The 17744-nt window shown below is 63.8% G+C and carries 18 protein-coding genes and 1 pseudogene; 9 read left to right on the forward strand and 10 right to left on the reverse strand.

Features of this window, described 5'->3' with window-relative positions; genetic code table 11:
- Positions 1-102 precede the first annotated feature (102 nt).
- Positions 103-306 (forward strand): hypothetical protein, encoded by a 204-nt coding sequence (locus AB4Y32_RS30330; RefSeq protein ID WP_087732165.1) that lies wholly within the window; start codon positions 103-105, stop codon positions 304-306.
- Positions 307-508: 202 nt separating this feature from the next.
- On the opposite strand, the gene AB4Y32_RS30335 is transcribed toward AB4Y32_RS30330, so the two are convergent.
- Entirely contained in the window at positions 509-670 is a 162-nt protein-coding gene (locus AB4Y32_RS30335; RefSeq protein WP_007590496.1) for a DUF1328 family protein, read from the reverse strand.
- A gap of 163 nt (positions 671-833) precedes the next feature.
- On the opposite strand from AB4Y32_RS30335, the gene AB4Y32_RS30340 reads away from it, so the two are divergent.
- Positions 834-1769, forward strand: a complete 936-nt coding sequence (locus AB4Y32_RS30340; RefSeq protein WP_368724857.1) for an endo alpha-1,4 polygalactosaminidase — start codon at positions 834-836, stop codon at positions 1767-1769.
- A 45-nt stretch (positions 1770-1814) separates the two neighbouring features.
- Here the strand turns inward: AB4Y32_RS30340 and AB4Y32_RS30345 are convergent, their stop codons facing one another.
- On the reverse strand, positions 1815-2438 hold the full coding sequence (locus tag AB4Y32_RS30345; RefSeq protein ID WP_368724858.1) for a LysE/ArgO family amino acid transporter: 624 nt from the start codon (positions 2436-2438) through the stop codon (positions 1815-1817).
- 99 nt (positions 2439-2537) lie between these two features.
- Between AB4Y32_RS30345 and AB4Y32_RS30350 the strand changes: the two genes are divergently transcribed.
- Complete coding sequence (locus AB4Y32_RS30350; protein ID WP_368724859.1) at positions 2538-3431, forward strand: LysR family transcriptional regulator ArgP; 894 nt, start codon at positions 2538-2540, stop codon at positions 3429-3431.
- Positions 3432-3461: 30 nt separating this feature from the next.
- Here the strand turns inward: AB4Y32_RS30350 and AB4Y32_RS30355 are convergent, their stop codons facing one another.
- Positions 3462-4814 carry an NAD(P)/FAD-dependent oxidoreductase gene (locus AB4Y32_RS30355; protein WP_368724860.1) on the reverse strand — a complete coding sequence of 451 codons (1353 nt, stop codon included), beginning with the start codon at positions 4812-4814 and terminating at the stop codon, positions 3462-3464.
- A 126-nt stretch (positions 4815-4940) separates the two neighbouring features.
- Between AB4Y32_RS30355 and AB4Y32_RS30360 the strand changes: the two genes are divergently transcribed.
- Positions 4941-5894: a LysR family transcriptional regulator gene (locus tag AB4Y32_RS30360; RefSeq protein ID WP_087732169.1), complete on the forward strand. Its 954-nt coding sequence runs from the start codon at positions 4941-4943 to the stop codon at positions 5892-5894.
- An 80-nt stretch (positions 5895-5974) separates the two neighbouring features.
- Here the strand turns inward: AB4Y32_RS30360 and AB4Y32_RS30365 are convergent, their stop codons facing one another.
- Entirely contained in the window at positions 5975-7243 is a 1269-nt protein-coding gene (locus AB4Y32_RS30365; RefSeq protein ID WP_368724861.1) for an MFS transporter, read from the reverse strand.
- Positions 7240-8274 carry a PRC-barrel domain containing protein gene (locus AB4Y32_RS30370; RefSeq protein WP_368724862.1) on the reverse strand — a complete coding sequence of 345 codons (1035 nt, stop codon included), beginning with the start codon at positions 8272-8274 and terminating at the stop codon, positions 7240-7242. Before AB4Y32_RS30370 ends, AB4Y32_RS30365 begins: the two co-directional genes overlap by 4 nt.
- Positions 8275-8876: 602 nt before the next feature.
- On the opposite strand from AB4Y32_RS30370, the gene AB4Y32_RS30375 reads away from it, so the two are divergent.
- From AB4Y32_RS30375 to AB4Y32_RS30390, 4 genes are all read left to right on the forward strand, one after another.
- Complete coding sequence (locus AB4Y32_RS30375; RefSeq protein ID WP_368724863.1) at positions 8877-10271, forward strand: NCS2 family permease; 1395 nt, start codon at positions 8877-8879, stop codon at positions 10269-10271.
- A 111-nt stretch (positions 10272-10382) separates the two neighbouring features.
- Positions 10383-10805, forward strand: a complete 423-nt coding sequence (locus AB4Y32_RS30380; protein ID WP_368724864.1) for an ArsR/SmtB family transcription factor — start codon at positions 10383-10385, stop codon at positions 10803-10805.
- Complete coding sequence (locus AB4Y32_RS30385; RefSeq protein WP_368724865.1) at positions 10712-11140, forward strand: SRPBCC domain-containing protein; 429 nt, start codon at positions 10712-10714, stop codon at positions 11138-11140. The genes AB4Y32_RS30380 and AB4Y32_RS30385 overlap by 94 nt, the downstream gene beginning before the upstream one ends.
- Before the next feature lie 73 nt (positions 11141-11213).
- The gene (locus tag AB4Y32_RS30390) at positions 11214-11987 is read left to right on the forward strand and encodes a DUF899 domain-containing protein (RefSeq protein ID WP_368724899.1); all 774 of its coding nucleotides are present in this window, start codon (positions 11214-11216) and stop codon (positions 11985-11987) included.
- Positions 11988-12027: 40 nt separating this feature from the next.
- Here AB4Y32_RS30390 and AB4Y32_RS30395 read toward each other — a convergent pair whose 3' ends face one another.
- The 5 genes and pseudogenes from AB4Y32_RS30395 to AB4Y32_RS30415 form a co-directional block, all read right to left on the reverse strand.
- Entirely contained in the window at positions 12028-12210 is a 183-nt protein-coding gene (locus AB4Y32_RS30395) for a hypothetical protein (protein WP_368724866.1), read from the reverse strand.
- A gap of 132 nt (positions 12211-12342) precedes the next feature.
- Complete coding sequence (locus AB4Y32_RS30400; protein WP_368724867.1) at positions 12343-13260, reverse strand: NAD-dependent epimerase/dehydratase family protein; 918 nt, start codon at positions 13258-13260, stop codon at positions 12343-12345.
- A gap of 77 nt (positions 13261-13337) precedes the next feature.
- Positions 13338-13499, reverse strand: a complete 162-nt coding sequence (locus tag AB4Y32_RS30405) for a hypothetical protein (protein ID WP_368724868.1) — start codon at positions 13497-13499, stop codon at positions 13338-13340.
- A 381-nt stretch (positions 13500-13880) separates the two neighbouring features.
- Positions 13881-14288 carry a hypothetical protein gene (locus tag AB4Y32_RS30410; protein ID WP_368724869.1) on the reverse strand — a complete coding sequence of 136 codons (408 nt, stop codon included), beginning with the start codon at positions 14286-14288 and terminating at the stop codon, positions 13881-13883.
- Between the two features lie 137 nt (positions 14289-14425).
- Positions 14426-15955: pseudogene (locus AB4Y32_RS30415) on the reverse strand (cholesterol oxidase substrate-binding domain-containing protein); the annotation flags it as partial.
- A 250-nt stretch (positions 15956-16205) separates the two neighbouring features.
- Between AB4Y32_RS30415 and hutH the strand changes: the two are divergent.
- Positions 16206-17729 carry a histidine ammonia-lyase gene (gene hutH, locus AB4Y32_RS30420; RefSeq protein ID WP_368724870.1) on the forward strand — a complete coding sequence of 508 codons (1524 nt, stop codon included), beginning with the start codon at positions 16206-16208 and terminating at the stop codon, positions 17727-17729.
- The last annotated feature ends 15 nt before the right edge of the window (positions 17730-17744 follow it).

Genomic DNA, 17744 nt, shown 5'->3' on the forward strand with positions numbered 1-17744 from the left:
ATGGCTTGAGCGCGTGAGAGCCCGCTTCGGCACATATCAATTCGACACTGCCGCCACAGCATGAAGGGGTGATCCAGGCGGACGGTGCGATCGGGGAAAGGCATGAACCATCATCAGCTTGAGTCGGATCTCGTGCATCTCGAGCATGTCCTGGTGCGCATTTCCGGTGCGGAGCCAATTCCGCTTTCCTACTGGCGCAAGCGCGTGGACGACGTCAATGCGGCTGCGCGCATTCCTGCGCAGAAGAGCCGCGCGCAAAAGCTTCACGAAGCGTTGAACGCGCTGGAGTCTCGTGCGGGGACTTGAGCGTTTGCTCGTCTGCGATGCGTCGTCTGGGCCTTTGCGCTGGCATCCGCGTTAGCGCCTCCGCGCGCATTGCGGATGCTCAGGACAGGCGACGCGATCCACGAAAAGCAACCGCAAACGGCTGCCGGCAACTATTGCAAAAGCGCCGCGCACAATTTGCAAGCACGACGATCAGCAATTTGCCGGAAAAAGGCACGCGCGCTCAGCGTCTGATCACGCCCATCAGCAGCGTCACGAGGAAGATCACGATAAAAATAAAGAACAGCACCTTCGCGATTTCGGCAGCGCCGGCGGCGATACCGCCAAATCCGAAGATGGCCGCGATGATGGCGATGACGAAAAAGATGGCAGCGTATCGAAGCATGGCAGTCTCCATCGTTGGATTGCTGGGCAGGTCGATGCAGCGATCGACCGACACGCGGGAACCGCGTCGGCTGACACAGGCGCCGCCGTCACGGCTTCGAGCAACACCCGTGCCCATCGTGCCATCATAGGAAGCCTCGCGGCCCATATGCAATTGTCGGCTCATGACAGCCCATTTTCTCGCCCACATGGGAATTTCGTGGATCATCATCGCCTGCGTGGTGGTGGCGATCCTGCTGCTGTCGGTTGCATGGTTGAGGCCCGCAATCACCGCGTGCAAGCGGGTTTCGGCGACGGGCATCGGGTCGGTCGCGTTCTTCTACGGCGCGAACGTGCACGCCGAACAGTTCGAAGCGTTCGACACCGTCGTGCTCGAACCCGATAGCGGCTTCGATCCGCGCGCACACACGGCGCACTGTCCGAACTGGTATGCGTATGTGAGCGTCGGCGAGGTGACGAAGCAGCGCGCGTACTACACGAAAATGCCGCAAACATGTCTTATGGGCCGCAACGAAGCGTGGGCGTCGATGGTCGTCGATCAGACGGCGGCCGGCTGGCCCGAGTTCGTTGTCGGCGAGATCATCGGGCCGCTGTGGGAGCGCGGCTATCGCGGCTTTTTCCTCGACACGCTCGATTCGTATCAGCTTGTCGCGAAGACGGATGCGGAACGGGCGCGGCAGCAGGCGGGACTGGTTGCGGTGCTGCGAGCGGTGAAGGCGCGCTATCCGCAGGCGCAGCTGATCCTGAATCGCGGCTTCGAGATCCTGCCGCACGTGCACGATCAGGTCGCGGCCGTCGCGTTCGAATCGCTGTTCGGCCGATGGGATCAAACCAATCAGCGCTATGAACAGGTGCCGGACAACGACCGCGAATGGCTGCTCGGCCGGGCCCGCACGATATGCGAGCGCTACAGGTTGCCCGTCATTTCAATCGATTATTGTCCGCGGGATGACGACGCCCGCCGCCGAGAGATCGCGCTGAAGATTGCCGCGCTGGGCCTCGAGCCCTATGTGACGGACGGCGCGTTGCAGACGGTGGGCGTGGGCAGCGCAGCCCTCGAAGACATCGCGCGGCCCACGAAGGTGACATTCAAACGTTGACGAGCCGGCGCGTCGGTCGACGCAATCCGGCACACCTCAGCGGCCTTAGCGCAACTGCGTGACGGCGAGCAGCAACACCATGCTGCCGATCGCGCCATCCAGCACGCGCCAGGCAACTGCGCGCCTGAAGAGCGGCGCGAGAGCCCGCGCGCCATAGCCCAATGCGACGAACCAGACGGCGCTGACGAACATCGCGCCGATTGCGAATGCGGCGCGCGTGCCTTGCGCTTCGCGGGCGCCCGCCGTGCCGATCAGCAGGAACGTATCCAGATAGACGTGCGGATTGAGCCACGTGAACGCGAGCGTCATCAGCACGATAGGCCACGCGCGTTGCACGGGCGGCGCGGTGTCGCCTTTCGAATCGGTGTCGAGCACGGCATGCCCGGGGCGCAGCGCGCGCATCAGCGCGCTGATGCCGAACCACGCCAGATAGGCGAGACCCACATACAGCAGCGCGTGGATGAAAGTCGGATAACGCTCGACGAGTACGGACGCGCCGCCGACGCCCGCGCCGATCAGCAGAAAGTCCGACAGCGTGCACAGCAGCACGATTTTGCCGATATGCGAGCGCATGATGCCTTGACGCAGTACGAATGCGTTTTGCGCGCCGATTGTGACGATGAGTGACGCGCAAAGAGCGGCGCCATGTGAAAAAGCCAGCCAGTTCATGATGTTTTTGGGGAGAAGAATAAGTTCGCGTGGCCCCAGTGTGCTGCGATAATTGGAATAAGAGAAGCTAATTTCAGTAATGTGGATTAAGGAACGCTAATGCTCGACTATGCACTGCTGGATGCGCTCGCGGCCGTCGTGCGCCACGGCTCGTTCGATCGCGCGGCGACGGCGCTCAACGTGACGCCTTCGGCCGTATCGCAACGCGTGAAGCTATTGGAGGAGCGCGTCGGCAGCGTGCTCGTCAAGCGCGGGCAGCCGTGCACGGCGACCACTTCGGGCGCGCTGCTGTGCCGGCATACGGAGCGCGTGCAACTGCTCGAAGCAGAACTCACGGGCCGCGTGCCCGATCTGCCCGGCGCATTGCTCGAACCGTGGCCGACGTTGCGCGTCGCCGTGAACGACGACAGTGTGGGCACGTGGTTCATCGACGCGATTGCGGACTTCTGCGCTGAGCGCGGCATGCTGCTCGATCTGGTGATCGACGATCAGGACCATACCGCACAGCGCATTCGTGACGGCAGCGTGCAGGGGGCCGTGACGACGCAATCGGAGCCTGTGCAGGGGTGCCGTTCGACGCGGCTCGGCAGGATGCGTTATCTCGCCGTCTGCACGCCCGCATATTTCGAGCGCTATTTCAGCGAAGGCGTCGCGCGCGATACGTTGCGCCGCGCGCCGTGCGTCGATTTCAATCCGAAGGATCAGTTGCAGAAGCGCTTCGTGCGCAAGATCACGCGCGCCGAACTCGATGCGCCGACGCACTGGATTCCGCACGTCTCCGGCTTTCTGCGCGCATGTTCGACGGGCCTGGGCTGGGGCATGTGCCCGGAGCGGATGATCGCCGCGCAGCTCGAAAGCGGCGAGCTGATCGACATGGCGCCGGGCAAGCATCTGGACGTCGACTTGTACTGGCAAAGCTGGCGGCTGTCGATCGGTTGGCTCGACGATTTTGGCGCGGCGCTGCGCAAGCGGTCCGCCGAGTTTCTCGACTGAGCGCCTGCGTTCCTTCTTCTTACGCGAGATTCAATGCAGCCGGATCACAGGGTGCACGCGGCGGCGCAGCCAATGGCTCGCCGTATCGAGGGTCATGCGCGCGAAGCCGGTGAGCGTCATCACGTGCCGGCGATAGATCAGCCGGTAGACGACGGTCGCGAACCAGCCGTCGACGAACACAGGCCGCTCGCGCAACCCGCTCAGGCTGCCGATCGTGCCGACATCGCCGAAGCCCACCAGCGTGCCCGCATCGCGATACGTGAACTCCGGCAGCGTTTCACCGCCGACACGGCACTTCAGCGCGCGTGCGAGAAACATCGCCTGCTGATGCGCGACCTGCGCACGGGGCGCGAGAAAGCCGTCCGCATCTGACGGACAGGCCGCGCAATCGCCGAGCGCGAACACGTTCGCATCCGTCGTCGTTTGCAGCGTGCGGTTCACGAGCACCTGCGCGTTGCGATTCACCGCGATGCCGTCGAGCGTGTGCAACACGGGCGGTCCTGCGATGCCTGCCGTCCAGATCGCGATATCGCTTGCGAGTTGCTGGCCGTCGTGCGTGTGCACGGCCGCTTCGCGCACTTCGGTGACGCGCGTATTCGTGAGCACATCGACACCGAGCCCAGCGAGAATCCGCTGCGCGCGCGCCGAAATGCGTTGCGACAAGGCGGGCAACACGCGATCGGTGCCTTCGATCAGCCTGATACAAAAGTCGCGCTCGGGATCGAGTGCAAAGAGGCTATAGCGGTGCATCAACCGAATGCTGTCGCGCAGCGCGGCGGCGAGCTCGACGCCCGTCGCCCCCGCACCGATGATGTTGATCGACACGGGCTGCACGTGTTGCGCGCCGCTCACGCGCCGCGCGTGATTCGCTCGCGTGCACGCATCGAGCAGCTTGCGGCGAAACGATTCCGCATGCGTGACGGACTCCAGCGGCAGCGCATGTTCGGCCGCGCCTTGTACGCCGAAATAGTTGGTCACGCTACCCATCGCGAGCACGAGCGTATCGAACGCGATGCCGCGCGCAGGCAGCACTTCGCGGCCGTCTGCGTCAAGCGTAGCGCCGATCGTGATGCTGCGCTGCGCACGGTCGAGCGATTGCAGCGAGCCTTGTTCGAACTCGAAGCCATGACGCCGCGCCTGCACCGCATATTGCAGCTGGTGCGTGGCGGGATCGATCTGCCCTGATGCGGCTTCGTGCAGGAGCGGCTTCCAGAAGTGCGTCGGCGAGCGGTCGACGAGAACGACCTGCGCTTGTCCGCTCTTGCCGAGCGATTCGCCGAGCCGCGTCGCGAGTCCCAGTCCGCCGACGCCGCCGCCAACGACGACGATACGGTGCGGAGCGTAATGCGTGCTGCTTGCTGTGTGTCGATCGATCGAGGCCATGATGCGTACTCTCCTGAACGTTTTCAATTCGATTCATGCGGCCACTTCATCATTGAGGTCGAGTATAGAATCGGGGGAAACAGCAGCACAATTTAATGTTTGTACGAAACATATAGGTTTTAGCTTATGTTAAAGGCGGCGACGTTTCGTCAATTGAAGGCGCTGCATACGGTGGCGAAGCTCGGCAGTGTGTCGGGCGCGGCGGAAGAGTTGCGTCTGACGCAGCCCGCCGTATCGCTGCAAATCCGGCTGCTCGAAGAGGCCGCGGGCGCACCGCTCTTGCAGCGCGTGGGCCGTGGCGTGCAACTGACGGCGGCGGGAGAAATCCTCGCGCGCTATGCACTCGAGATCCTCGACTTATGGAACGGCGCGGCCGACGATCTCGCCGCTTTGCACGGCGAGCAGGGCGGTACGTTGCGCATCGGTGCGATCACGACGGCCGAATATCTGATCCCGCCGTTTCTGGTGCGCTTCACGGAGGCGCGCCCGCAGGTGAAAGTGCAATTCAAGGTCGGCAATCGCGCGGACCTCATTCGCATGCTCGCGACGCATGAAATCGATCTCGCCGTGATGGGCAGTCCGCCGCGCGAATTGCGCACGGTCGCCACGGCATTCGCGAAGCACCCGATGGCGTTCGTCGCGTCGCCGTCACATCCGTTGATGAAGAAAAAGCGCCTGACGCTCGGCGATCTGGAGTCCGCCAACCTGTTCGTGCGCGAGCGTGGCTCGGGCACACGCTCGACCGTCGAAAATCTGTTCCGTCAGGCGGGGCACAAGATTCACATCGGCTCAGAGCTGTCGAGCAACGAAGCGATCAAGCAATTGGTGGAAGCGGGCCTCGGCATTTCGTTTCTGTCGCTGCATGCGTGCACGCTGGAATTTCAGGCGGGGCTGCTCGCGCTGCTGCCGCTGCCCGACAACCCGATCGAGCGCGACTGGTATGTGATGCATGTATCGGACAAGCGCTTGCCGCGCGTCGCCAGCCTGTTCCGCGACTTCCTGATCGACGAGGGCATGACGGGCAGTGTGCCGATTCCGATGCCGTCCGTCGCGGCTGCGAGAAAGCGTCGCCGCGCGTGAAAGCGGCCGACTCGCGTTGAGACTTTGAGCGAAGCACGGCCGAAGCCGCGCATCGACGTTGCATCGACGTTGCTTCGACGTTACTCCGCCCGCTTGAACGGCCCTTCGTCCGAAGGGGCGGGCTTCGTCTGCAGATCGTCGTTCGCATCGCGCGTTTCGGGCATCGCGGCCCACACGAGCAGAACCGCAAGCGCGCCCGCGCCCGCGAGTCCGAAGAAGCTGATTGCGCTGCCGAAGCGGTCGGCAATGAAACCCGCGAGCGCCGTCGAGAACGTCGCGCCGATCCCCGCCGCAAGACCGAACAGGCCGATCGTGAGGTTGTAGCGGCCCTTGCCGCCCGCGACGTCGGCGGCGATCAGCGGCAGCATCACGCCGAACACGGCCGCGCTCACGCCGTCGAGCATCTGTACGGGCACGAGCAGATACGGGCTGCTCACGCCCGCGAACAGCAGCGCGCGCAAGGGCAATGCGGAGAAGCCGAGTAGCAGGATAGGGCGGCGTCCCCAGCGTTCTGCCGAGCGTCCGACCCACGGCGACAGCATCGCGACGATCGCTTGCGGCACGATGATGCAGGCGGCGATCACGAGTTGAACGTTTTCGCCCATGCCCGTCGTCACTTCGCCCGCTGCGAGGTTCAGCATTGCCGCATTCGACAGGTGGAACAGCACGACGCACGCCGCGAACACCAGCATGCGCTTGTCGCGCATCAGATCGAGCAGCGACTCTTTTTCCTCGTGCTCGTCCTGATCGTTCTTCGCGGGCACGTGCGCCGGCGCGTGGTGAGACGGCATCGTGATCATCGACAGCGCGAGCAGGGCGGGCGCCGCGAGCGCGGCCGTCAGCCAGAACACGGCGCGCGCGGAGAAGTACTCGCCGAACAGGCCCATCAGGCCCGCCGCGATGGCACTGCCGATCGACGCCCAGCGTGCATTGCGTCCGAGCCGGTCGCCGAGATCGTGCCGTCCGACGAGCGCGAACGAGATGGCCGCCATCGCCGGCACGAGCATGCAGCTCGCGAAGCCGTGAAAGACCTCGGCGGCCATCACAGGCAGCATGGTCGGACTTGCCGCGAGCAGCACGGCGCTCAGGATGATCGCGATGATCGCCCAGGCGGCGGCGCCCTTCTTGTTATGCAGCGCATCGACGGCAGCGCCGCCCGGCACCTGACACACCATCGCGCTGATCGTGCCGATCGACAGGGCGAGCCCGATCTCGCCCTGCGTCCACTTGTGCGAAGCGAGGTAGGAAGCAATGAACGGCCCGAATCCCGTCTGCACGTTGGCGACGAAGAAGTTGAGCCAGTCGAGGGCGCGGAGACTGCGTGCGTTGACCATGAGACGGCTCGTCATCGTGAAGTGCGTGCGGTCGATGCCGCCGCAGCGGACGACGAAGGGCCAGCCGTTGCGGCAGGCGCGGAGGCGGGAGGCGGCGCGGGCGAAACGGCGTGAATCGGCTTGTCCGTCTCGTAGGATGGCGACGCCTTGATCTGCGCGTCATTGAGGTCCATCAACGGGCGCAGCGTCTTGTCCTTCGTGACGAAGCGCAGCGCCGACCAGTTCGCGGCGATCATCCGGCGATCGGGGCTGATGATGCCGCTCACGTCGAGCACGACGGCCTGCGGCTGCGCATTCGCGTCGATCAGCACGTCGATCACGCGGCCGACCTTGCCGCCGTTCGGACGCTCGACATCCGCGTCCATCAGCTCCAGTTGACCGGGCGGCACGGCGGGCGGGGCCGTTACGGCAGCGAGCGGCGTCGCGAGCGCGGCCGACGGCTTGGGCTGGCTGGCCGCCGACAGTTGATTGGGCGGCACGGTGATCGTGATCGGCGCGCCTTTCGCGTTCGGCGTGAAGCGAAACGCCGTCCACGGAAATCCGACCTTGCGGTCGCCGACGCCGAGAAAGCCCTGCAGGTTCACGATCATCAGGCGCGGCGTGCCGCTCGCGTCCGCCGTCATGTCGACGGCGCGGCCAAACACCTTGCCGTCGCTCTTCTGCACTTCGCTGTCGAGCAGGCCGTGCGTCGTGCTGCGCTCGATCACGCGCGTCGTGATGATCGGCGCGGGAGCGGGCGGCGGGGGCGGCGGAGGCGGCGGGGGCGCGACGACGGGTGGCGGCGGTTCCGGCTTGCGCGGACGCACCACAGGGGGACGCGGCTTCTTCGGTTCCTTCGGCTCGACGGTTTCGACGGGCTCGGGCTCAGGCTCGGATGCGGCGACGGGCGCGGGGACGTTCAGCAGCGTCACCGTCGCTTCGCTGATGGGCGCGGGCGGCTGTTCGGTGGGCCCGAACAGACTGCATCCCGACAGGATGGCGATGAAGGCCGCAAAAACGGCCAGAAACAAAAGACGGAAGGCTGGACGTAGGAAACCGCCGTTCATCAAGTGGGACTCCGTGGCCAGGGCGGCAGGCCGATGCAGGTGCTGTCGCAAACAAACGATCGAGAGACTCATGCGGGCATCGAAAGCCTCGCCGGCAGTGCATTAAAGGCGCGGTTTGCCGAGAGTTTAACCCGTGACCGCCGCGCGTCCCTTGTTTCGTCTGCGATTGCGGCGCGCGAAACGCACCGCGGCACTTCGCAAACCACGCATGTCGACGCGGTGGCTGCGCGAGCGCGCCGGCTGCATTCAACATCGGCTTCAAAGCGCTGTCAGCGGGGCTTCTGCGCCCGTCGAACCGCGCGAAGCGCGTAGGTGTTAACACGCGGGTCGCGAGCGCGCGTTGCCGTGATTCAAACGATATAAGGATCGCGACATGCCCGGCATCTTTTTATCGCGATGGGACTTATAAGGCGATTCGCCTAACCTTCGCCTCAACACAAAAAGAACAACGGCGCGACAGGCGGCATCACCGACGACGTCCACGGGCGCGCCGAGGGCCGGAAAGCGCAACACATACCGACTACTCAACGAGACGAACCTGATGACGGCGCCGCCGATTGAGCGGCCGCCGTTTCAGCATGCTGATAAAGGAGGCACTCATCATGATGGAACCCCAGGCCCAAAGCATCGCGGAAGCAGGCAGCGAGGTGTTCGAAGGCACACGCGGCGGGCAGACGTTCATCGACCGCTTTTTCGACATCACCGCGCGCGGCAGCACGGGGCGTCAGGAGATCATCGCAGGCATCACGACTTTTCTGGCGATGGTGTATTCCGTGTTCGTCGTGCCGGGCATGTTCGGCAAGGCGGGCTTCGACACGAGCGCCGTGTTCGTCGCCGTGTGTCTGACGACGGCCTTCGGTTCGCTGTTGATGGGCATCTGGGCGCGCCTGCCGATCGCGATCGGCTGCGCGATCTCGCTGACGGCATTTACCGCGTTCGGCCTCGTGCTCGGCAAGGGCTTGCATCCGAACGTCGCGCTCGGCGCTGTGTTCCTGATGGGCCTCGTTTTCACGGCGATTTCGGTGACGGGCGTGCGCTCGTGGATTCTGCGCAATCTGCCTGCGGGCGTCGCGCACGGAACGGGTATCGGCATCGGGCTCTTTCTGCTGCTGATCGCGGCCAACGATGTCGGCCTCGTCGTGAAGAATCCGGGGCCGGGGCTGCCCGTGTCGCTGGGCCATATTACGTCGCTGCCGGTGCTGATGTCGGTGGGCGGCCTCGCTGCGATCTTCGGTCTCGTGCGCCGTCGCGTGCCGGGCTCGATCCTGATCGTGATCGTCGCGATCTCGGCGCTCGCGCTGCTGATCGATCCCGCCGTCGCGTTCCATGGCGTGTTCGCCTTGCCGTCGCTGAGCGCGCCGGGACATGCTTCGCTGATCGGCGCGATGGACATCAAGGGCGCGTTGTCGCTTGCCGTGCTGCCTAGCGTGCTCGCGCTCGTGATGACGGCCGTGTTCGACGCGACGGGGACGATACGCGCCGTCGCAGGGCAGGCGGGCCAGCTCGACGAGAACGGCCGCATCATCAATGGCGGCCGCGCGCTGACAGCCGACTCGCTCAGCTCGATATTCTCCGGCCTGATGGGCGGCGCACCGGCCGCCGCGTACATCGAATCGACGGTGGGCGTCGCGGCAGGCGCGAAGACGGGGCTGGCGGCTGCCGTGGTCGGCTTGCTGTTCCTCGTCGTGATGTTCTTCTCGCCGCTCGCCGCGCTCGTGCCTTCGTATGCGACGGCGCCCGCGCTGATGTACGTCGGCCTGCTGATGCTCTCCAGCGTGAGCAAGCTGCACATGGACGATATGGTCGATTCGATGTCCGGCCTCGTGTGCGCCGTGTTCATCGTGCTGACGGCCAATATCGTCACGGGCATCATGCTGGGCTTCTGCACGCTCGTGATCGGCCGCGTGGTCAGCGGCGAATGGCGCAAGCTGAACGTGGGCACAGTGGCGATCGCCGTCGTGCTGGCTGTGTTCTATCTTGGCGGCTGGGCGATCTGATTCTTCCGGCTGTCTCCTGCTCGTCTGCGGCGCGTAAAGCAAAACACACAAAAGCTGTCGCAGACGAAACACGGCCTTGACACCTCGCGTCAGCCGTCTACACTTAACCTCATGGTTAAGTTTCAGGACGACACGCTCGATCGCACATTCGCGGCGCTGGCCGACCCCACGCGCCGCGCGATGTTGTCGCGTCTGTCCGATAGCGTGGATCTGTCCGTCTCCGATCTCGCCGAACCGTTCTCGATGTCGCTGCCCGCCGTGATGAAGCACCTCGCCGTGCTGTCGGAAGCGGGCCTCGTCACGCGGACCAAGACGGGTCGCACGGTCGCGTGCCGTCTGTCGGCGGGGCCGATGGAGGAGGCGATGGAATGGCTGCGCCGCTATCAGCGGTTCTGGTCCGAAGCGCTCGATCAACTGGCCGCCTACGTGGAGGAACAGTCATGCCCGACCGCCCCAGTCTTACGCTCCAGCGACACATCAACGCGCCCCCGGCGAAAGTCTTCAGCGCGTGGACGGACCCGCGGCAAATCGTGAAGTGGCTGCATCCCGGCGGCTGCAACGTCGTTCACGCCGAGATGGAACTGAAGGCGGGCGGCCGCTTTCACTTGATCATGCGCGCGCCCGATGGCGAAGAGCACGACGTAAGCGGCGTCTTTCGCGAAGTCGCGATGAACGAAAAGCTCGTCTACACGTGGGCGTATCGCTCGACGCCGGAACGTGAGTCCGTCGTCACATTCATGCTGAAGCCTGATGGCGACGGCACCTGGCTCACGCTGAAGCACGAACAGTTCTTCGACGAAGCCGCGCGCGATGCGCATCGAGGCGGATGGACGGAAGCGCTGGACGGACTCGAACACTATTTCTCGTGAAGGTTTCGCTCGCCTGCATGGAGCGAACGCAGAGCAAATGCAGAGCAAACGGGCCGTGCAACCGGAGGAACAGATGGAACAGCACAAGATCGTTTCACGCGAAGAATGGCTTGCCGCGCAACGCGCGCATCTCGTCGAAGAAAAGGCGTTCACGCGTGCACGCGATGCGCTTGCGAAAAAACGCAGGGCACTGCCATGGGTGAAGGTCGACACGACCTATACGTTCGATACGCCCGATGGCAAGAAGACGCTCGCGGATCTTTTCGCCGGGCGCAGCCAGTTGATCGTGTATCACTTCATGTTTGGGCCGGACTGGGAGCAGGGGTGTCCCGGCTGTTCGTTCCTGTCCGATCATATCGACGGCGCGCTCGTGCATCTCGCGCATCGCGATGTGACGTATGTGGCCATCTCGCGCGCGCCGCTCGAAAAAATCGAGGCGTTCAAAGAGCGCATGGGCTGGCAATTCCCGTGGGTATCGTCGTTCGGCAGCGACTTCAACTACGACTTCAACGTGTCGTTCACGCCGGAGCAGGAAGCCGAAGGCAAGGTCGTCTACAACTTCGACACGCAGGATTACGCGTGCGACGAACTGCCCGGCATGAGCGTGTTCTACAGGAACGACAAAGGCGAAATCTTCCGCACGTTCTCGTCGTATGCGCGCGGCGGCGAGCCGCTGATCGGCACGTATACGCTGCTCGATTACGTGCCGAAGGGCCGCGACGAAGACGAGAACAAGATGATGGGCTGGTTGCGCCGCCACGACAGCTACGAAGACGGCGTGACGGGTACATCGCTGGCTGAAGGAAAAGAAGCGGATGCGTGCTGCCATTCCGCGGCGCACAAGTGAACGTGCACGCGTAGCCGGGGCAGTCGAATCGGGCCCGCGATTACAGCGACATTTCGAACGCGGGCTTGAGAAAAACTTCGATGGCCATCACGACGAGGCCCATCGCGGCTGACGCGAGCGTGAGCGTGCCGTATTCGTCGTAACGCGAGTCGTACAGGCACGCGATCACGAAGAGAATCGCGAGCAGATTCGTCAGCCAGTCGAAATTGAGTGCAAGCAGCATTGAATGATCCGGGCTCGTGCCGATAGATCAAAATCGTCGTGATCCTGATCGAACGGATTCTAGCGGCGCGAGCTTACGGATAAGCAACAGCCGGGCTTACAGCGTGTGCGCTGGACAACGGTCTACGCGCTTCTACGCATCCTTCTGCCCGTCTTTCATCATGTCGTTCTCGATCCAGTCGATCACCGATGTGCGCGCCGGTTGCCAGCCGAGCAGGTCGCGCGCGCGGGTGCCACGCACGCGGCTATTCGAGCCGAGTCCATAGGACGCCATTTCGTAGCCCCATTCGGCGATTGCCTGATCGAGCGGCCAGTCTTGCGCGGGACCGAGATGCAGTGCCTTCGCGATGGCCTCGCTCATGTCGCGGAACGACGCTTCGCCGCTTTCTACGAAATAGAACGTGCCCGCCGGGCTCTTCTCCAGCGCGAGACGATACAGCTCGACGACGTCGTTGATGAAAACGTTCGACCAGATGTTGCCGCCGCTGCCGACATGCCGCACGACGCCGCTTTTTTGCGCCTGACGCACGAGGCGCGGCAACTGCACGCTCGCGCTGCCTTTGACGGCGCCGTGTCCGTAGATCAGCGTGTTGCACAGCACCGACGAACGGATGCCGCGTTGCGCCGCGTCGAGCACGAGCCGATCGATCGCGACGCGCGGCGCCTTGTCGGCCGTCGGCTCGGGCAGCGCGTCTTCCGTGTAGATCTTCGCGTCGCCGCGTTCGCCGCCCGACGCATCGCCGACGATGCTTGATCCGCTCGTATGCAAGAGCGGCTTGCCGGAGCCTGCGAGTCCGTCGATCAGCGCAACGACTGCGCCGCGATGGTCGCTGCTCGCCGCGTTGATGACGGCGTCGGCTGCCTTTGCTTGCGCGGTCAGCAGGTCGCGGTCGTCGAGGGTGCCGACTAAGGGCTCGATGCCGAGGCGTTCAAGTTCGGCCACATGTTCCGGGTTGCGGATCAGGCCCGTCACGCGATGGCCCGCGCGCACGAGCCCCGCCGCAATCGATCCGCCGATAAAGCCGCTTGCACCTGTCACGAAGATGTTCAACACGTTCTCCTTGTGAGAAAAGACTTGGGACGGCGTCAGTATGGCGGCGCAAGGGGCTTGCAAAAAGCGTGCGGGCTTCAAATCAGTCTTGATTCGAAATCAACAATGGATAGGTCTGCCGCTGGGTTGGCGGCGTTCGTCGCGGTGATCGACAGCGGGTCACGACCGCCAGAAGAGATCGCGAGGGCATCCGAGGCGATGTCAACGGAAGTGGGCAGGGCGGCGTATCGGAAGGCCATGGCGGATCCGAAGCAGCGCGTGCAGGTCGAGTTCACTGCACCGTTCGGCGCGCAATCCCTGGGAGAGGCGGGCCGTTATCAGGCGAACCTGCTCAGGCCACTGGGGGCACGGTTTGACAACGCAAAGTCGCCTGCCGAACGTGGTTCGCTGCAAGGGGCGGCGTTGAGATGTATCCATGCAGTTTTTATGAAGCAGTCACCTGGCCACGGATTTGCGTTCCACGCCGGCTCCCCGGTGCGCCCAGCGCCACCTGGCGCTCGCGCATCTGATGCTGGCGCATCGCTGCTTACATTGCCGGATAGCTCCAGCAATACCCGCTTCGCTGCTTCCCACGCAGTGATTTCGTGGCACGGCAGAACTATGTGCGACGCCACTCTTTGTCAAAGTGATAGTCCCGGTGACCCCTTGCCGCCGAGCGCTTCTCCAATACCCGCGACCGATTTGAACGTCGCATATCCGGCCAGGTCAGCCCCGAAGTGTGTAAGTCGCCCACATGGCCCACATTTGTTGAATATCTGACCGACCGACGAGATCAACCGTGTATTGAGCAAGTCGTTGCACGCCGATACGCAGTCGATGAGTCCTGAACCGAGCGAGCCCAGGAGTCCTTTTTCACAGCCGTTGGATTTTGGCGTCTGATCACAATGCTCGTGGTCGTCATAGATGCTTTGGGTATGGCGGTTCGCGTGTGACGTCGCCAATGACGCAGCGGTCGACGAAAGCGTTGATATGGGCGTCTCGTTGAAACTCGAAAATGCAGCGAAGTTCGTTGCGGTGACTGATTCCATTGTGATTTCCTGGTTGATGCCAGATAGCCCGTCTGGCCGGGTATCGGCCGGTGGCACCGCTCGGCGCGCCGCCCGTCAATGCTCGTCTCTCATCGGCTGAGGACGTGCTGTTCGCGCATACATATGCCGCGTCGCGATCAGGGAAGCAGCCGGTCAAGCAGGTTCGACGAGAAGATGCGGTGCGGGTCGTACCGGTTAAGCGTCGCACGCGCGGCGTCCCATCGGTCGCTCGAAGGTTGTCCTTCGCTGAACAAGCTGGGAGTCGTCGTGTTGATCATTACTTCGTCCATCCACGGCGCCGAGTCGGTATAGGCCCAGCCTTTCGACCATTCCGGGCGCACGGTCGCATAAGCGCCGGCGTAGTTCGAGGTCATCCATTGTTCGACTTCGCGATAGAAGCGGTTCGCCGACGGCGTGCCGGGCAGCGTCAGGATGTCGAAGCAAATCGCGACGTTCCATCCCGGCTTGTCCGGGCGAGGCTTCAAGACGGACAGCGACGGTGTAACCGCGCCGTCGAATGCGTCGGCCGGACGGTCGAGACCTGTTACGCGGATCTCTACAGGGCCATTCATCGGGTAGTCGCCGCGTTGCTGATAAGCGGCGACCCGATTCTGATAGAACTGGACAAATTCACCGATGGCGCGCTGCACGTCCGCCCGTCGTGTTAGCACCGCGTAGCCGTTTGCTGTCACCCGCAACGTTGTCGGACGGACGTACTGCAGCAGGTTGCGCGACCAGCCCCAAATGTCGCCGCTCAACGTGAGGCCGAGTCCCGCCACGACGATCGACATCTGTGTCTGTCCAAAGAGCGGTGTCAGATGCCGTTCCCCCGTCACTATGCGCCTGATGAGTTCCGCGATCGGCTGGGGGACCGAGTCCGAAAACGGGTAATTGAAGGGCTGGTTGACGGCGCGTGAAAAGAAAGGCTTCGCCGGTTGCACGGTCCATACTTTGAGCCATGGACACGGTGTAAAGGGAAACCAGATCACCTCCATTCGCCCGGATTGGTCGAGAAACGACTGGATCGTACGGCCGCCCGACCCGGGCGCCGCAAAAAGTTCGGAGGCGGGAATAGTGACGTGGCTCTGGCAGCGCAACCGCTGGTTGACGCCTGCTTCGAGTGCCACCTCGACGATGAGCGCGCGGCCGAGATGCACGAGAAACGCACCGATATCGCGATCGGCTCGCGTGAACGTGCGCAACTCATACCGCGGCCTTGCATTGTCGAACACTACCGCCGTGAGTGACAGGATCAGGTTGCTCAGCGTCCCATATGTTTGGCCTGGCGACTGCACTTCGCCGGCGGCGGGTATCGCGGTGCCGTGCGCACCGATTGCAAGCGCCCCGCCTAGCGTGATGTCACCAGGCGCAGGGGCGGCCGTTACACCCAGGCCGTACTTTTCGAGCGTCGCGAGCAGCGTTTCCATCGAGACGCCTGTTTGTGCAGTGACGCGAGCGGGGCGCGGCGACGCGTCCACCGATACGGCAGTCAGCGACTTTGTCATGTCGAGCAGCACGACTTGCGATGGCCGGACTCCCGGATCGAGCGTCAGTGGCGACCAGTTGTGCATGTGGCCGCGAGGGCGAATGCGATAGCCCCTTGCGCGCGCCCAGTTGACGATCGCGACGATGTCGGCTGGTTTCGTGGGTGCAGCCGTCCATACGTCGCGTTTTTATCCGGTTGCCAGCGCCCGAAACCAGCGTGTATATACAAATCTTCGGCATCGATCGGCGAGGGAACCAGGCAGTCGGCATACCGCGCAGAAAGCCGTCAAGTCGTCGAAGACTGCTCGAAACATGCCAGTGAGCCTTATCCCATCTAATGGAAACCCCTTACCCGAATCTGCGAAATTTGGGTTGTATATACAAGCTGCCACGGCTACACTTCTCGAAATTGTATAGACAGGAACTCACATCATGATCCTCACGCCCGGCTCCCTGACTCTGCCCCAACTGCGCCAGATCGCACACGAACAGGTGACGTTGCAACTCGATCCCGCGAGCTTCGCCGCCATCGACGCCTGCGCTCAAGCCGTCGCGGACATCGCCGCCAAAGGCGAGCCGGCGTACGGCATCAACACGGGTTTCGGCCGCCTCGCGAGCACGCACATCCCGCACGATCAGCTCGAACTGCTGCAGCGCAATCTGGTGCTCTCACATGCTGTCGGCGTCGGCGAGCCGATGTCGCTGCCCGTCGTGCGTCTCTTGATCGCGCTGAAGCTGTCGAGCCTCGGACGCGGCCATTCGGGCATTCGCCGCGAAGTGATGGACGCGCTGATCAAGCTATTCAACGCCGACGTGTTGCCCGTGATCCCCGTGAAGGGCTCGGTCGGCGCATCGGGCGACCTCGCGCCGCTCGCGCATATGTCGGCCGTGCTGCTCGGCGTCGGCGAAGTGTTCGTGAAGGGCGAGCGCATCCCCGCGACGGAAGGTCTGCGTCTCATCGGCCTGAAGCCGCTGACGCTGCAAGCAAAGGAAGGCCTCGCGCTGCTGAACGGCACGCAGGCATCGACGGCGCTCGCGCTCTATAACATGTTCGCGATCGAAGACCTGTACCGCGTCGGCCTCGTGGCGGGCGCGCTGTCCGTCGATGCGGCGGCCGGTTCCGTCAAGCCGTTCGACGCGCGCATTCACGCATTGCGCGGCCATCAAGGCCAGATCGATGCGGCCGCTTCGTACCGCACGCTGCTCGACGGTTCCGCGATCAATCTGTCGCATCGCGATTGCGGCAAGGTGCAGGACCCGTACAGCCTGCGCTGCCAGCCGCAGGTGATGGGTGCGTGCCTCGACCAGATGCGTGCCGCCGCGCAAGTGCTGCTCGTCGAAGCGAACGCCGTGTCCGACAACCCGCTGATCTTCCCGGATACGGGCGAAGTGCTGTCGGGCGGCAACTTCCACGCCGAGCCCGTCGCATTCGCCGCCGACAATCTCGCGCTCGCCGCATCGGAAATCGGCGCGCTCGCCGAGCGCCGCATCGCGCTGCTGATCGACGCGACGCTGTCGGGCCTGCCGCCGTTTCTCGTCAAGGATGGCGGCGTGAACTCGGGCTTCATGATCGCGCACGTCACGGCGGCCGCGCTCGCATCGGAGAACAAGACGCTGGCTCACCCGGCGTCCGTCGACTCGCTGCCCACGTCGGCGAACCAGGAGGACCACGTGTCGATGGCGACCTTCGCCGCGCGCAAGCTCGCCGACATCGCCGACAACACGGCGAACATCCTGTCGATCGAACTGCTCGCCGCCGCGCAGGGCGTCGATCTGCGCGCGCCGCACAAGACGAGCCCGGCGCTGCAAAAGGTGATGGACACAGTGCGTGCGCACGTCGCGCATTACGAGCTCGACCATTACTTCGCGCCGGATATCGCGGCGATCACGAAGCTCGTGCAGGACGGCACGATCGCGGCGCACAGCCCGTTCTCGTTCGTCTCCGAGCAACGCTAAACCCCTTGCACAGCG

The sequence above is a fragment of the Paraburkholderia phymatum genome (assembly GCF_040965635.1).
Taxonomy (GTDB): domain Bacteria; phylum Pseudomonadota; class Gammaproteobacteria; order Burkholderiales; family Burkholderiaceae; genus Paraburkholderia; species Paraburkholderia phymatum_B.

Excerpts from the sequence above, each read along its gene's own strand:
- AB4Y32_RS30350 (WP_368724859.1), top strand. The coding sequence starts at position 2,538 with ATGCTCGACTATGCACTGCTGGATGCGCTCGCGGCCGTCGTGCGCCAC.
- AB4Y32_RS30345 (WP_368724858.1), bottom strand. The coding sequence starts at position 2,438 with ATGAACTGGCTGGCTTTTTCACATGGCGCCGCTCTTTGCGCGTCACTC.
- AB4Y32_RS30410 (WP_368724869.1), bottom strand. The coding sequence starts at position 14,288 with ATGGAATCAGTCACCGCAACGAACTTCGCTGCATTTTCGAGTTTCAAC.
- AB4Y32_RS30330 (WP_087732165.1), top strand. The coding sequence starts at position 103 with ATGAACCATCATCAGCTTGAGTCGGATCTCGTGCATCTCGAGCATGTC.
- AB4Y32_RS30405 (WP_368724868.1), bottom strand. The coding sequence starts at position 13,499 with ATGGCCTTCCGATACGCCGCCCTGCCCACTTCCGTTGACATCGCCTCG.
- AB4Y32_RS30360 (WP_087732169.1), top strand. The coding sequence starts at position 4,941 with ATGTTAAAGGCGGCGACGTTTCGTCAATTGAAGGCGCTGCATACGGTG.
- AB4Y32_RS30370 (WP_368724862.1), bottom strand. The coding sequence starts at position 8,274 with ATGAACGGCGGTTTCCTACGTCCAGCCTTCCGTCTTTTGTTTCTGGCC.
- hutH (WP_368724870.1), top strand. The coding sequence starts at position 16,206 with ATGATCCTCACGCCCGGCTCCCTGACTCTGCCCCAACTGCGCCAGATC.
- AB4Y32_RS30390 (WP_368724899.1), top strand. The coding sequence starts at position 11,214 with ATGGAACAGCACAAGATCGTTTCACGCGAAGAATGGCTTGCCGCGCAA.
- AB4Y32_RS30380 (WP_368724864.1), top strand. The coding sequence starts at position 10,383 with ATGGTTAAGTTTCAGGACGACACGCTCGATCGCACATTCGCGGCGCTG.
- AB4Y32_RS30385 (WP_368724865.1), top strand. The coding sequence starts at position 10,712 with ATGCCCGACCGCCCCAGTCTTACGCTCCAGCGACACATCAACGCGCCC.
- AB4Y32_RS30340 (WP_368724857.1), top strand. The coding sequence starts at position 834 with ATGACAGCCCATTTTCTCGCCCACATGGGAATTTCGTGGATCATCATC.
- AB4Y32_RS30335 (WP_007590496.1), bottom strand. The coding sequence starts at position 670 with ATGCTTCGATACGCTGCCATCTTTTTCGTCATCGCCATCATCGCGGCC.
- AB4Y32_RS30395 (WP_368724866.1), bottom strand. The coding sequence starts at position 12,210 with ATGCTGCTTGCACTCAATTTCGACTGGCTGACGAATCTGCTCGCGATT.
- AB4Y32_RS30365 (WP_368724861.1), bottom strand. The coding sequence starts at position 7,243 with ATGACGAGCCGTCTCATGGTCAACGCACGCAGTCTCCGCGCCCTCGAC.
- AB4Y32_RS30355 (WP_368724860.1), bottom strand. The coding sequence starts at position 4,814 with ATGGCCTCGATCGATCGACACACAGCAAGCAGCACGCATTACGCTCCG.
- AB4Y32_RS30375 (WP_368724863.1), top strand. The coding sequence starts at position 8,877 with ATGATGGAACCCCAGGCCCAAAGCATCGCGGAAGCAGGCAGCGAGGTG.